The sequence below is a fragment of the Saccharothrix syringae genome (genome assembly GCF_009498035.1).
Taxonomy (GTDB): domain Bacteria; phylum Actinomycetota; class Actinomycetes; order Mycobacteriales; family Pseudonocardiaceae; genus Actinosynnema; species Actinosynnema syringae.
Genome location: NZ_CP034550.1, coordinates 6,321,314 through 6,334,110 on the forward strand (window position 1 = coordinate 6,321,314; position 12,797 = coordinate 6,334,110).

At 69.7% G+C, this 12,797-nt stretch carries 12 protein-coding genes and 1 pseudogene; 11 read left to right on the forward strand and 2 right to left on the reverse strand.

Features of this window, described 5'->3' with window-relative positions:
* Positions 1-533 precede the first annotated feature (533 nt).
* From EKG83_RS26945 to EKG83_RS26960, 4 genes are all read left to right on the forward strand, one after another.
* Positions 534-995 (forward strand): hypothetical protein, encoded by a 462-nt coding sequence (locus EKG83_RS26945; RefSeq protein WP_033435679.1) that lies wholly within the window; start codon positions 534-536, stop codon positions 993-995.
* 273 nt (positions 996-1,268) lie between these two features.
* Positions 1,269-2,519 (forward strand): hypothetical protein, encoded by a 1,251-nt coding sequence (locus EKG83_RS26950; RefSeq protein WP_033435678.1) that lies wholly within the window; start codon positions 1,269-1,271, stop codon positions 2,517-2,519.
* Between the two features lie 440 nt (positions 2,520-2,959).
* A complete protein-coding gene (locus tag EKG83_RS26955; RefSeq protein WP_033435677.1) occupies positions 2,960-3,436 on the forward strand; it encodes a hypothetical protein in 477 nt (158 codons plus the stop codon).
* 658 nt (positions 3,437-4,094) lie between these two features.
* Positions 4,095-5,123, forward strand: a complete 1,029-nt coding sequence (locus EKG83_RS26960) for a DUF4192 domain-containing protein (RefSeq protein ID WP_051767022.1) — start codon at positions 4,095-4,097, stop codon at positions 5,121-5,123.
* A gap of 452 nt (positions 5,124-5,575) precedes the next feature.
* On the opposite strand, the gene EKG83_RS26965 is transcribed toward EKG83_RS26960, so the two are convergent.
* The gene (locus tag EKG83_RS26965) at positions 5,576-6,262 is read right to left on the reverse strand and encodes a hypothetical protein (protein ID WP_153278449.1); all 687 of its coding nucleotides are present in this window, start codon (positions 6,260-6,262) and stop codon (positions 5,576-5,578) included.
* Between the two features lie 78 nt (positions 6,263-6,340).
* Here EKG83_RS26965 and EKG83_RS26970 point away from each other — a divergent pair, with 78 nt between their 5' ends.
* The gene (locus tag EKG83_RS26970; protein WP_211269328.1) at positions 6,341-7,186 is read left to right on the forward strand and encodes a helix-turn-helix transcriptional regulator; all 846 of its coding nucleotides are present in this window, start codon (positions 6,341-6,343) and stop codon (positions 7,184-7,186) included.
* Positions 7,187-7,387: 201 nt separating this feature from the next.
* On the opposite strand, the pseudogene EKG83_RS26975 reads toward EKG83_RS26970, so the two are convergent.
* Positions 7,388-8,228 (reverse strand): annotated as a pseudogene (locus EKG83_RS26975) (IS701 family transposase); the annotation flags it as partial.
* Here EKG83_RS26975 and EKG83_RS49790 point away from each other — a divergent pair.
* The 6 genes from EKG83_RS49790 (at position 8,191) to EKG83_RS27010 (ending at position 12,267) form a co-directional block, all read left to right on the forward strand.
* Positions 8,191-8,517, forward strand: a complete 327-nt coding sequence (locus EKG83_RS49790; protein ID WP_211269327.1) for a DUF4192 family protein — start codon at positions 8,191-8,193, stop codon at positions 8,515-8,517. The pseudogene EKG83_RS26975 and the gene EKG83_RS49790 overlap by 38 nt on opposite strands.
* 415 nt (positions 8,518-8,932) lie before the next feature.
* The gene (locus EKG83_RS26990; protein ID WP_228122222.1) at positions 8,933-9,853 is read left to right on the forward strand and encodes a bifunctional DNA primase/polymerase; all 921 of its coding nucleotides are present in this window, start codon (positions 8,933-8,935) and stop codon (positions 9,851-9,853) included.
* A 218-nt stretch (positions 9,854-10,071) separates the two neighbouring features.
* Positions 10,072-10,560 (forward strand): hypothetical protein, encoded by a 489-nt coding sequence (locus EKG83_RS26995; protein WP_033435674.1) that lies wholly within the window; start codon positions 10,072-10,074, stop codon positions 10,558-10,560.
* Positions 10,561-10,959: 399 nt separating this feature from the next.
* Complete coding sequence (locus tag EKG83_RS27000; protein WP_033435673.1) at positions 10,960-11,172, forward strand: hypothetical protein; 213 nt, start codon at positions 10,960-10,962, stop codon at positions 11,170-11,172.
* A gap of 88 nt (positions 11,173-11,260) precedes the next feature.
* A complete protein-coding gene (locus EKG83_RS27005; protein WP_153278451.1) occupies positions 11,261-11,497 on the forward strand; it encodes a hypothetical protein in 237 nt (78 codons plus the stop codon).
* A 185-nt stretch (positions 11,498-11,682) separates the two neighbouring features.
* A complete protein-coding gene (locus tag EKG83_RS27010) occupies positions 11,683-12,267 on the forward strand; it encodes a hypothetical protein (RefSeq protein WP_033435671.1) in 585 nt (194 codons plus the stop codon).
* Positions 12,268-12,797: the final 530 nt, after the last annotated feature.

Here is a 12,797-nt window from a genome sequence, read left to right on the forward strand (position 1 = left end):
CGTCCGGCTGTTCGCCGCCGTCCGCAACGGCCACTACGTCGCCGGTGACGCCGGGAATGCCCGATCCGCCCTGCTCGACGCGCCGGCCGCCTCCCGGCCATCCACGGCTCGTGCCTGATTACCGCCGTCGGCGACGGGGGGCCGCAGCCCCGCCGGACGAGAACCTCACCGGCTGGCTCACCTGCCCACTCGGCGAAGTCGGCCGAACGCACCAGACGCCCGTCGCCGCCGTCTTGCACCAACTCGGCGCCTGCGCACGCTCTGACCTCCACCCTGGACGGTCGCCCAATCCGACGAGTCGTCGAGCCGGTTGGACGCCGCCCCGTTCGGTGGGGCGCTCGCACGGTGCGTCGGCGCCGGGCCGGGGTCAAGCCGAACAGCATGGCTTGACCCCTTGTCCCGGCACCGACGCCACCCGAGCGCGCACCACCGAACGGGGCGGCACCACCCGGTGATCACAAGCCGGAGACCCCCACAGCAGCCCCCGGTCGCCACCGGCTTCACAGCTCGTCATTTTCCAGGAGGACTTCTGCATGTCCGCATGGATTGTTTCCAGCAGCCACATCGACGTTCTCGTCCACGCGCTCGCGCAGTACGGGGTCGTTCCCTCCGACCTCGGCGCCGTCGGCTTCCGCGAGCTGGGGCAGAGGCTGTGGCACGAAAACCACAAGTCGGTCAACCACCGCTACAGGGAGGACACGTCCACGCCGCGCTACGAGCTGCGCACCACCGAGGCCACCCTCGACCCGATCGTAGTACTCAAGGCCGTGACCTGCTTCAACTACCAGAGCTGCGAGCACCCGGGCTGGCCCGACAGCGAGGCCCACGACCTGATGCACACGTTGCGCACCGCGATCCTCGAACGGCACCCCGACCTCGGCGAGCGGGTCGCGGGGCCGGACGGCGAAACCGACCGCTACACCACCCTGCCCACCTACGACCGCGCCCCCTGGGGAATCGAGTCGCTGGACCAGGCCATTTCCGTGTCGTCCTGATCCTCCCGCGGGCCGCCCGGCGGTCCGCGCCCGAGCAACACGGCGGTACCGCATCGTCCGGTGGAGCGCTCGCACGGTGCACCGGCAGCGGGGCGGGGTCAGGCCCGGACAGCACGGCTTGCCCCCGCCCGGCCCGGAGCCGCCCGAGCACGCCCCACCGATGCCGGAGATGACGTCACCACACCGGACAGCGGTGACCGACCACGCCGATGCCGTCGATCAACCGAGCAAGGATCACGCGCCACTGCGCGCGGCTTGCGGAACGGAGTTCACATGTCCCTGACCACCACAGTCCGCAACGCGACCTTCGAGCACATGCTGGAGATGTTGCGCACCCAGAACGCCGCCAAGCTCGACGTGGTGGCCCCGGCCACCACGCTGCGCGCCCGGGACGGCGCGATCGAGCTGGCCGGGATCGAGCCGGTCGTCGACGACCACGGCGTGACCGTCGTCGACGGCCTGTACGTGCCCACGGCAGCCGCCGACACCACGATCGCCACCAAGCTCGACATCAGCGTCAAGTACCTGCGCCGACTGCGCGTCGAACGGCCCGACCTGTTCGACGCCAACGTCAACGGCCTGCTGCACGGCAAGTCCCGGCGCACCGCCGGCGGCACGACCACCGTGGTCTACCCGGCCGACTCCCGGTCGTTCCTGCTGCGGTTGTTCCGCGGGCAGGACGGCGAGCCGGGGGTGCTGCGCGCGCTGCTGTCGGACCGGTTCGGCATGGTCGACAACCTCGACCTGCTCACCGCCGTGCTCGACGGCATCCGCCAGGCCGATGTCGAGGTCGAGATCCGCTCCTGCGACCTGACCGACTCCTCCATGCACTGCAAGGTCTACTCCCCCGCCGTCGCGCGGCTGGCACCGACCCTGCTCGCCGGCTACCGCAACCCCTTCGCCAACCGTGAACTGGAGGCCGAGCGGCAGCGCATCACCACCGACCTCGACGCCGGGCGCCGCGCGGCCGCCGCCGAGGGCCTGGGCTACGAGCCGGGCGGCGAGCCGGTGGTCTTCGCCGGATTCCGCTTTTCCAACAGCGAGATCGGCTCCGGGTCGGTGATGCTCAAGCCGGAACTCTACGTGCGGATCTGCCGCAACGGCCTGACGTTGCCCGCCCTGGCCTACCGCAGGGTCCACCTCGGGCAGAAGATGGAGGGCGGCACGGTCGGCTGGTCGCAGGACACCGTGAAAAAGCAGCTCGACGTCATCGCCGCCCAGGCTCGCGACCACGTCCGCGAGTGGCTCTCGCCCCGGTTCCTGGCCAGGCAGGTCGAGCAGCTCGAGCAGCAGGCCGGGACGCCGGTCACCGAGCCGCAGTCCACCGTCCGGGTGCTGGGCCGCGAACTGGGGTTCACCGAGGCCGAACGCGAGGGTGTGCTGCGGCACTTCATCGCCGGAGGCCAGCCCACCGCGGCGGGCATCGCCCACGCGATCACCAGCTACAGCCAGACCGTGGCCGACCCCACCCGGGCCGACGCCCTCGACGACCTCGCCCTGCGCGCGATGACCCTGGTCCGGTAAGGGGCACCCAGCCCCTGGACATCTATCGCGTCCCCGGCACGGGGCCCATCCGACAGCGACCGGGTGGGCCTCGTGCCGGGGACGGACCTGTCACGCGGGCCCGTCCCCGGCGGGTGCAGGCCGACCACGCCGATCACCTGCCGGCGCACCGCTCGGGAAGCCGACTCGGGAAGCCGACCTGGATCCCGCTTCCGATCCACCAGGTGCGCGTCGGATCCGTCGCTACTCCCGGCACTGGACTCGGTTCGACCGCACGACCCACCCATCCCGGGCCGCCGGAAGCCGCCCTGTCCACGAGAGCCCCGGGGACCCAATAGTCCGGGGCAGGGCGACCTCCACTCAGCGCTTGCGTGCCCGAAACACAACACAGGAGATGCCCGATGCCGACACCGCACAGCTCCACGACGACCTCGTCACCTCAGGCCGAGGTGGGCCGTACGGTGAACTACCACGGATCCCTCGACGAGCACTGGGGTCGATACCGGATCGCCTCCGTCAGCCGGACCGTCGACGGCCTCCGGTACGAGCTCGCCGACGAGCAGGACCGGATCGCCCTGACCGGTGTGAGCCGGACGTCCTTCACGCTCATCCCCGACGGCCCTGCGCACTGCGTGCGGGACCTGCACCGGCGTCTCGCTGCGGTCAGACGAGCAGCCCACCTCGCCTACGGCGAGCAGCTGCCCGAACCGTTCGACAGCTCTATTCGCACGGTGCCCGAGGTGGTCGCGGCCAACAGGCACGCCGAGGCCGAGCACTACCTGCTCTCGCTCGAAGCCACCGTCGGCTGCATCAGCCAGGCCGACTTCCAGCGACGCGCCCGGGAGGTGGTGGTCACGACCAGCGACGACTCCTGGTCGCCCTGGCCGCAGAATCCGACGCCGACGCCCGCCCCCGGAGCCTCGACCGGCACCGAATGACGACCTCCGATACCGACCCGCATACCGGGTCGACCTCGTCAGGCGGCCGGCCGACGCCCGCGACGCCCGGAAAGAACACCCGGCTCGGCGACGTCGTCACGCGACCGGCGGCCCCTGGCGTGAGGGGCGCGACGTCCGCGTGCGCCGTGCCGGTCCGGTGCGGAAACCCCGCGGATACCATAGTGCACAGTTGTTGATCTTGGTTTGACGTGGTCACGCTCGACGGTCCGGTGCCGACTTCCTGTTGAGCGAAAAGTACTCCCTGGAAAACGAGACCTGGGTTTCCCCGGCCGATCTCTGCGGCGACAAGACGCCATCCCCGCCGGGACGCACGCTTCGACAGCACCGACGAAGCGGTGTCCTTCGCCGTCCACAGCCCGAGGTCCACAGCCCAATACGCGCGAACCACCTGCCCGCGGGCACCCTCCAGCGCCCCGACGGCTCCCCAAGGCGCCCTGCGACGCCCGGGCATGCCCGGGCCGGCAGGCGTCGACGCCGTGCTCGCCGAACAGACCGGCCCGTGCATCGAGCGCAGCACCCGGCACGCCCGCGCCAGGCAGGCCCTGCCGCCTCCCGGTCCCGCCGACCACCACCCGATCGCGGAAAGCCGACCTCCGCAGTCGGACCGCGTTCCACGACATCTGCAAGGAGCACAGTCATGACGACCGACCCGACGCCGCCCTTCTCCCCCTTCGATGAGCCCTCGCGGCCCCGGCTGCACGACCCCGGCGACCTGATCGCCGCCGTGCCGCACCTGATGGGCTACTACCCGACCGATGCCGTGGTAATCAACGTTGTCGTCGACGCCACGATCCAGGTGACGATGTGCTCGAAGCTGCCCGTCAACGCGCAATCCCAGCATCCGATCGAGCAGCTGACCGCGATGGTGGCGCGCTACCCCGGCGCCGCAGTCGCCGGAATCGTCGTCGGCGACGGCACGCCCACCGGCGACACCCTGCCACGCAAGGAGTTGGTCACACAGATCCGCACCGTACTGGCCGAGCACGGCGTGCCCTCGGAGATGTTCTGGACTGCGGCGATCACCGCCGGGGCGCGGTGGCACGACTACGACGATCCCTGTCACACCGGTGTCGTCTCCGACCCGAACAGTTCGGTGCTGGCCGTGACGGCCGCGGTGCAGGGCCTGCACGCCTTCGACAGCCGCGAGGACCTCGCCGCCCTGCTGCGTCCCGACCCCCAGGACGCCCTGGCCCGCCGAGCGGCCCTCATCGAACAACTCCCCGAGCGACCGGCAGGCGCGTCCTACCGCCTGGTGCTCGATCAGGTGGCACGGACCGTCGAACGATCGGAGGCGCTCTCCGATCCCGACATCGCCGCTCTGGCTGTGGCCTTGTCGGACTACATGGTGCGCGACGCGTGCATCTCCACCTCCGCCGGTGACCACGCCCGGGCCGCCGAGCAGCTGTGGACCGAGCTGACCCGGCAGTGCCCCGCTCCCCATCGCGCGGAGCCGGCCGCGTTGCTGGCGATGTCGGCCTACCTGCGCGGCAACGGCGTCCTCGCCTCCCTGGCGCTCGACCGCGCCCAGACCGCCTTCCCCGGCCACAGGCTCTCCGGACTGCTGCGCACTGCCCTGGACAGGTCGATCCACTCCGACGCGTTGCTTCCCCTCGTCCGCCAGGCGACCGAGCAGGCCGAGCGGATGGTGTCCGACCAGTCCGAGTGACCCTTACCGGCGGTGTTCGCACCGGCGGCGGCGTGCCTGCGCGACGACAGGGCGACGTCCGTCGCCGCGCAGGTGCGCCGCGCCGGCGGAGTCCACGCACGCGGGTGACCGCCTCGCCATGTTGCAGACATGCCGACCCAGCAGCAGCGAGGTCGTCATGCTGGACGAACAGTCCGTCCGCTTCCACGGCCCCACCTGCGAGTACGTCCCCCCTGACCTCACCGACGCCCCGGGGGGCCGAGTCGACCCCCTGTTGCCTGATCCGGCGTACCGAGCAGGTTGGGGCGGGCGGTGGGAGAAGGCCTGTGCGACCCAAGAACCGCTCGACGGTCCGAACGACCGCGCTTGCCCGGCTACCTGCCGATGCGCGATGCAGCCAGCACACAGGTTGCACTGGCGCGCCACTTCATCGTGCCGCCCAGACGCCGATACACGCTCCCCATGTCGAGCCCTCACCACCCCCGTCCCGACATCGACCGCCCGAGCGACCCGGCAAGGCTGAGAACCAGACCGCAGACGAACAGGATCGCCCCCCGTTTCAAATCCCCCAGGCCGGGAAACTGCGGGCGGCCGAACTCGTCCTGCCCGGAGGAGATCGCGGAGACGACGTCCACCGCGAGCAGCGCCATGCCGCCAAGCGCCAACACGGCACCGAGCACGGTCACCACCTTCACCCAGGCAGGAGCACCGGAATAGTTGGCCGGACGCTCGACGGAACGTGACCATGTCTTGTTGATGATTCCACCCTGGATGGCCTGGTCGCCGCCGAAATTCTGCATGTTGACCTGTGCTTGCACCTGATTCACGAAACTCCGGCCGCCCGCCCGATCCAACTGGTCGACGATCCTCGCGATCTCTCCCGCGAAGCTGCGGTCCACCGCGGCTATGTTCTCCACGGCCCTGGCCAGCCGGTCTTGCGCGCCCACATCTTCCGGATCGTTTCGAAGATCGCGCACGGCCCCACCGCCGAGCCGCCGTACCACGTGATCGTAAAGCCTCTTCAGGCCGCCATCGAGCCGGTTGTCGACGAAACGCCTGGTCGCGCCGCCGAGGAGCACGGTGAGGTACCCCGCCACCACTCCGCCGTCTACCACCGTGCCCCCTTCGGATCGACCACCTGGCACCGCAGCGAATTCCACCCCTGGATGACCTCCGATTGTGGCACCGTGAGGGACATGGGAGTATGCGTACAAGTACGTACGGCAAGGGGGCGCGACATGAACCGGGCGCGCGATTACGAACGGCTACTCGAACTGGTGGTCGGTATTCTCCAGGACCTGGAACCGGCACGACCGTGGCCCGCGGTGCTCGTCACCCTCAACGAGCAATTGAACGGCACAGGCGCGCTGGTGTCCGAGATTGCGCCGACGACGGGGACGTCGGTCGTCCACGCGGTGGTCCCCCAGCGGTTAGGCCAGCTCGCTCCCATGCTCGACACGTGCGTGCCCGACGACCCCCTGATCCAGCACTATCTCACCACGGGCGACCTCGTACCCCACACCACCGACGAGATCGCCGACCTGCCTACCTGGCAGCGCACCGTAAGTTACGCACTGGTCAGGGACACCGTCGGAGCGCAATCGTGCGTGTCGATACCGCTGATGGCTCCCGCCGGCAGCCATCGCGGCGTGACGGTCACGCTGTCCGAGCGGTCGCTCCCGGAACGACACTGCGGTTACATGGGCGGACTCCAGCGACTGCTGATCGCACTGGACCGCCACCTCCAGCACCTGGAGCACTGGCACAAGCAGTTCCTCACCGAGGCGTCCGACGAGGACGCCGGACACGTGGACACGGTCGTGCAACTCGGCCTCACACCGCGCGAGGTCACGATCATCGCGCTGCTCGCCGACAGCCTCACCGCCGCCGCTATGGCCCGGCGGCTCGGCATCTCGCCCCGCACCGTCCACAAGCACCTCCAGCACGTCTACCGGAAACTGGGCACGACCGACCGCCTCGAGACAGTTCTGCGTGCGCGAGCTCTGGGACTGTTGTCTCCTCGCGGTACGGACGCGACGCGGCCAGCTCCACCCCTGCTGGATCTGCGTACACCGCCACTCTGAGGTTCACCCCGAACGGTGGACAGGGTGCTTACTACGACAACGACAGCTCGTGATGTCCACGTCTTCTGTGATGGCTGATCCGGGCGCGGGCTTGACTTGTTCACCGTCAGGTCGACCAGTGCAGGACGTGGTCGACGCTGTGGGCGAGGCGGTCTGCGAGACGGTTCCGTGATCGGTCATTCTCATTGACGGACAACGGCATCAGCGAGTGGCCAGCGCCGGGGTGAAGATCCCTCTTTTGGTGATCTCGCGAGTGATCACCAGGAAGGCCAGGGCGGTCATGGACAGTGTGACGTGCCGGTACCCGGCCTGGTAGCCGCGAACCTGGAGTGGTCCAGCCCGGTCTCGTTCTTCGCGGTCTGGAAGCACTCCTCGACCGCCCATCGCGCCCCCGCGATCTCCACCAAGCGCCGCAATGTGGTGTCGGCCGGTCGGCCGGGCCGAAGCAGATGTAGTAGGCGATGTCGGACGGGTCGGAGATGCTCCGTCGGGCCAACAGCCAGTGACCCCCCGGTCCGCGCAGCGGGCGGATGGCGACCGCGGCCCCTTCGCGCCCGCACCGGCCGCGAGCCGTTCCCACGCCGTCTCGGGCAGCTCGGCGACCAAGCGGTGGACACGAACCTCGAGCAACCCGCACGACACCGCCATCGCGTTCTTCTGCACGGCGACCGCGTGCGGGATGTCCAGACCTTCCAGCCACAGGCGGAACATCGTGTCGTTGCCGTAGAACTCATCCGCGGTCACCCACCCGAACGGTACCCCCGCCTCCACAGCCCGCTCGATCATCCGCCGGGCGAACATCTGCTTGATCGCGAACCCGACCTCGTCACCGATCCCCACCGCCCGGCACCGTTTCCGACCTCCCGTCCAGCCCTTGGCAGGTACCACTCCCGGTCGATCAACACCCGCCCACGCGGCGAAGCACAGACCGGAACACCCCGATTGGGCAGTTCTCGATCCGCCCGGCCGTCCCGGAGCACCGACGCCCCACTCCGGCTGATCCGGTGCCCTTCCTCAGCAATCCCGCGTCGTCCACGATCAGCCGCCATCGGAGGCGTCGCCGAGCCCTGGCGGTGGCCTTGTCGGACTACACCGTGCGCGACGCGTGCATCTCCACCACCGCCGGGGACCACGCCCAGGCCGCCGAGCGACTGTGGATCGAACCGACCCGACAGTGCGCAGCTCCCCAGCGCATGGAGCCTGCCGTGTTGCCGGCAATACCGGCCCATCCGCGCCGCAACGGCGTCCTCGCCTCCCCGGCACTCGACCGCGCCCAGACCGCCTCCCCGACCACAGGCTCTCCGGGCTGCTGCGCACCACCGTGGGGCTGATGATTCACCCGGACGCGTTGCTCTCCCTCGTGCACCGAGCGAGCAGGCCGAGCAGATGGTGTCGAACCAGTCCGAGTGCCCCCTACCTGCGGTGTTCGCACCGGCAGCAGCGTGCCTGCGCGACGACAGGGCTACGTCCGTCGCCGCGCAGGCACGCCCCGCCAGCGGAGTCCACGCACGCAGGTGACCGCCTCGCCATGCCTCGAGCACACCGATCCAGAGAACAGCGCGGACGGCAGCACGGACAGCAGCGCAGGACACGCCGCGCACCCCGACGGGCCAGAAGGCCGCGAAGCCACCCACCACGCCCCGAGGCATCACCCTCGGCCACCCCCGTGACCGGCCGCCCCTCCGCAGACGACGAACCCGCAGCACCGCCGGCGCCCGGCATCCCGACAGAAAGGACAGGACCGGCTTGCGCATCGAAACCACATCCCGCTCCCCGAGTACCCGCGCGCACCCCGTCCCGCGCCTGATGCGCGTCGCGCTCGACGCAGCCCGCGAAGGCCACTACGTCATCCCGCTGCAGCCGCGCACCAAGATCGCCCGCGACAAGGGATGGGAATCCTGCGCCACCCGCGAGCCCGAGCGGATACGCGACATCTGGAGCGCACGGCCGTTCAACGTCGGCATCGCCTGCGGCCCCAGCGGCCTGTACGTGCTCGACCTCGACGACGCCCACGGCCACCCGCCACCACCGCAGTGGGCAGGCGCCCGGCACGGCCGCGACGTCCTGACCCGCCTCGCCGCAGCAGCCGGACAGCCCTACCCGAACCGGACTTTCACGGTGAGGACCCCCTCCGGCGGGATGCACCTGTACTTCCGGGCACCCGCCGAGCCGGAACTACGCAACACCATCGGCCGCCTCGGGTGGCGGATCGACTCCCGCGGCGCGGGCGGCTACATCGTCGCCGCCGGATCGGTGAGCGCCCGTGGCCTCTACCGGCCGATGAACCGCGCGCCGATCGCCGCACTACCACAGTGGCTCATCCCGCTGCTACTACCACCCCAGCCTCCGACACCGTCGCGGTCGACGAGCTTCGCTCCGCGCCATCCGGACGCCTACCTCGACGCCATCGTCACCAGAGAGGCCGACGCGGTGCGCAACGCCGCCCATGGACAGCGGCACCGGACCCTGCTGCGCGCGGCGAACAAGCTCGGCCAGTGGGTGGGCGGTGGCGACCTCGACGAGCACCAAGTTCGCGCTGTCCTGCACACCGCCGCAGCCCAGCACAACGGGGTCGAAGGCTGGAGCGTCCACGAAGCCGAGACCACCATCAGCGACGGGCTGGCCTGGGGCATGGCCCGACCACGCAGCCTGGCCGACCTGCGCTGACCAACGCCCCCAGGTGGAAGGACCTCTCCCACCTCCAACCCGACTGTGAGGTGGGGCTGCGTACTCGCGGCCGGGTATGCCCGCGGTTGCGGTGCGCCGCACCGTACAGGACCAGTGGGTGGAGGCGGCACACAACGCCGCCTCCACCCACTGGTCCTGTTCCGGCGGACGCACCCCGCAACCGCGGGCCACCCCGACCCACACGAGGGCACGACACCATGGACATCCGAGCGATCCGACACCACCTCACCACGGCCTTCGACCGGTACAGGCACACGCTGTTGCGCTGGGCACGCCGCCCCGTACGCATCCGGGTCTTCCACAACCTCAACGACCGTGCACTACTGGTGGGCTACCAGGAGCAGCCGGTCACCGAAGTCCTCGCCTACACCGAGCCGCCGAGCGCCCGCAGCCACGACGTCGACCTGGTCGAGGCCGCCTTCGAGCTGTGCAACGTCGGCGACGACCCCGAGTTCGGCCGACCCGACCCACGCGCCGTCCGCTACCGCCGCCGCGGCAACCGGTCGCTGTCCATCGGCGACGTCGTCGCGGTCGACGGGCGTTTCTACGCCTGCCAGCGCATCGGCTGGCGCCGCATCACCGAACCCCGGCAGCTCAATGAGCGACGGCACGGCACCACACCACTGCACCACGACCAACGCCCCGTGCCGGAAACCGACCCGCAGTCACCCAACACGCGGCACTGACCCCCGACACGTCGCCACTGCGCCTCGGTCGACCAAGCACCACCTACCCGGTCGGTCATGACGATGCCGACCCCCTAGGCACCGCGAGCCGTTGGCCGATTTCTTCCCACACCAGAGCAAGCGACTCGCCGACGTGACCACTCGACAGTGGCAGGCGCGGAAGCCGACTTCTAACACGACAGGCGCAACGGCGACCCGCCCATAGCCCTTCCCAACACCTCCACCCCACGTGCCCCGACTTCCGCCGGGGCACGTGGGGTTCGCGCCATAGGCAACTCCGCCTCAGTCCTTCAGCCACCTCCTTGCCTTCCAGGAGCCATACCGCCATGCCCTATCAACCCCGACACCGGCATCTGGGACAGCAGCTATAGCCCGCCCACACCCCGCGACCTCCCGGCCGTGCGGCTCTACCTGCGCGAGGTCTTCGCCCAGGTGGAAGCGCTGGCCTTCCACACCACGATGGTCAAGGAGGGTCGCTTCTCGCTCGACCTGATCCGCTCACCGCACCCCGGCCGCCTCGTCTGGATCAACCCTCAGGTCCGAGGCCCGCAGGACAAACCCCTTAAGACCGGCCACACCGTCCACGTCTGGGACCGCCCCACGAACCAATAACACCCGCAGCTCACACCACCCCGGAAGGCACAGCCTCATGTCCAGTTCCCCCGCTCCTGCCACACCAGCGCACGAGACCGCGGTCGTGTTGAGCGACCGGTCCGTGGACTTCCACTGCCTCTCCCGCGAGTACGTCCACCCAGGCCGGCCGGTCATACAGGTGCCCGACCGCACGTGGCCCGCCGAGCGCCCCGAGCTCTGCACCTGGAAGTCGCCGAGCGGCATCTGGTTCGACCGTCACGGCCGCCCGGTCGACTCCGACACGTCGGCCCTCGACACGGGCGTCTTCCTGCTCTGCCCCGGCTGCGGCCTGGACGCCACGTAGACACCACCAGCCCGACGTCGGACACGCCCATCCCCTTGCCTCGACATCGACCTCAGTCCGGCTCGACACAGCCGTTCGAGCCGGAGGAGCACCTCTCACAAGCGCGCCTCGACGCTGCGGCGGCCCGGAGCCCGTACCCGGCCGACCACAGGCAACTTCCAACGGCACCGAAGAGACATCACGTCATGGACAACTCCGAGTTGACAACCGAGATCCAGCAGCTGCTCGCCGCCAGCTTCATGCACGGCCCAGCCGTCGAAGGGACCGACCCGGACGGCGCCGGCTCCACGTCGAAGCCTTGGCCGCGCTCCCGGCTCGGCATGTTCTGCCACGACGACCAGGTCCACTTCCTCGCCCTGCCCGACGATCCGGACGAACTTGCCCTGCTGCCGATCGGCCTAGTCGGCGATCCCTTCGCCGACCGCGTCCACGTCGCGCGCGGCATCGACTTCTGGGTCGGGGACCGCAGCCTGGAGAACCACCCACCCAACCTGACCGTGAACATCCTGCTCGACGTCCTGCTCGCCGACATCGCCTCCGGTGCCTACACCGCCACCGACAACGACCGGGTCTTCATCCGACGGTTGCTCGCCGCGGGCAGGCCGCGCATCTCCGGGGCATGCCTGCTCCTGGGCCGCGACGAGACCAGGGACACCAGCACCGGGCTGCCGGAGAGGTTCCTGGACTGGTTGCAGCGCACAGCGCTCCAAGCCGTAGCCGACTTGGTGCAGACGATAGGCAGGACCGACGGAGTCGACGCCGGCGAGTAGACCACCGTGCCCTGGGCGCCGCCCCCGAGGGCGCATCGGTGAACACGGGAACCGGTGCTACAACGGCTGCCATGGGCAGGCGTACCGCTCACGGGCAGGCCGTGACGGGCAGGTGCAGAGCCGGAGAACTTCGGAAGAGACGGGCAAGGGCGTGCCTGGCCGAAGCCAGGCACGCCCGATGTCACCCGCACAAGCCCGAAGGCTTACCACCACCGCAGGTAGTGGCTCGACCAAAAATGCGGGGACACAACGCACCAGGACCGTACAGGCTCCCAAGGACCCTATCCCGATGCGCGCTCCAGTGTAGCGACTCAACGGATCACCACCACAGCCCTGGTGTCGTAGGGCACCAACCCACCCCGAAGCGGGCCTGACCTGGCTTTTGCCGCACCCCTGGCTGCGTACGCGACCAAGCGAACATCGTCTCCGGAGCCGCGCCTCACCAACGCCCCCCTCGTGCCCTGAGGCTGTCATGCCGCTCCGACCGCATCAAGGCACCCGAAATAATTCTTCTCCGCAAGCTCCGAACA

Excerpts from the sequence above, each read along its gene's own strand:
- EKG83_RS26945 (WP_033435679.1), top strand. The coding sequence starts at position 534 with ATGTCCGCATGGATTGTTTCCAGCAGCCACATCGACGTTCTCGTCCAC.
- EKG83_RS26950 (WP_033435678.1), top strand. The coding sequence starts at position 1,269 with ATGTCCCTGACCACCACAGTCCGCAACGCGACCTTCGAGCACATGCTG.
- EKG83_RS26960 (WP_051767022.1), top strand. The coding sequence starts at position 4,095 with ATGACGACCGACCCGACGCCGCCCTTCTCCCCCTTCGATGAGCCCTCG.
- EKG83_RS26970 (WP_211269328.1), top strand. The coding sequence starts at position 6,341 with ATGAACCGGGCGCGCGATTACGAACGGCTACTCGAACTGGTGGTCGGT.
- EKG83_RS26995 (WP_033435674.1), top strand. The coding sequence starts at position 10,072 with ATGGACATCCGAGCGATCCGACACCACCTCACCACGGCCTTCGACCGG.
- EKG83_RS27010 (WP_033435671.1), top strand. The coding sequence starts at position 11,683 with ATGGACAACTCCGAGTTGACAACCGAGATCCAGCAGCTGCTCGCCGCC.